This window comes from Oleiphilus sp. HI0132 (assembly GCF_001635845.1).
This window is the reverse complement of sequence record NZ_LWGJ01000585.1, coordinates 1-726: the sequence shown is the minus strand read 5'-3', so window position 1 is coordinate 726 and position 726 is coordinate 1. Positions and strand designations below refer to the sequence as shown.

At 43.3% G+C, this 726-nt stretch carries 1 protein-coding gene; it reads left to right on the top strand.

The genetic code is table 11. The features are described from left to right. Positions 1-224: 224 nt before the first annotated feature. The coding region (locus A3766_RS07155) for a mechanosensitive ion channel family protein (RefSeq protein WP_156508752.1) at positions 225-726 on the top strand (502 nt) is incomplete at its 3' end.

Here is a 726-nt window from a genome sequence, read left to right as displayed (position 1 = left end):
TGCGATGGTATCGTCTTTCATTTTAATCCTCGGCAATAATGATGAATGTTGGCGAATACGGGACACCGGAACAAAGAATCATAGATCAATTCCCAATAACACACACGCACTCAGATCAATGAAATATAAATAAACTTTCTTTGTGACTTTTTCTCTTTTGCTTCTGTCTATGCTTCTGAATTTAAATTTCAAACTCACTTTTTTACTTAATCAAGGAAGCTTAAATGGAAGATATCAATCAAAGCAGCGATCAGATTCAAGAGCTGTTACAGACAGCCTACACACTCAGCTTAAGTTACGGCCCCAAACTGGTCTTAGCGATCGTTACGCTCATCATCGGCCTATGGGTCATCAATCGCTTCATACGCACTCTTAACAACAATCTCACAAGCAAGGTCGATGCGACGCTTGGTCAATTCGTCTGCAGCATTCTTTCAGTTATTCTGAAAGTAGTCTTGTTGATTTCAGTTGCCTCGATGGTCGGCATCGAGACAACATCATTTGTGGCAGTACTCGGTGCTGCCGGCTTAGCTGTTGGCCTAGCTCTTCAAGGAAGCCTAGCCAACTTCGCCGGAGGCGTTGTCATTCTGCTATTCAAGCCTTTCAAGGTAGGAGACCTGATTGAAGCTCAGGGCTACATCGGAAGCGTATCTGAAATTCAGATTTTCAACACCATTCTAAAGACGGGCGACAACCGAGTCGTCATCATTCCAAATGGCTCTCTTT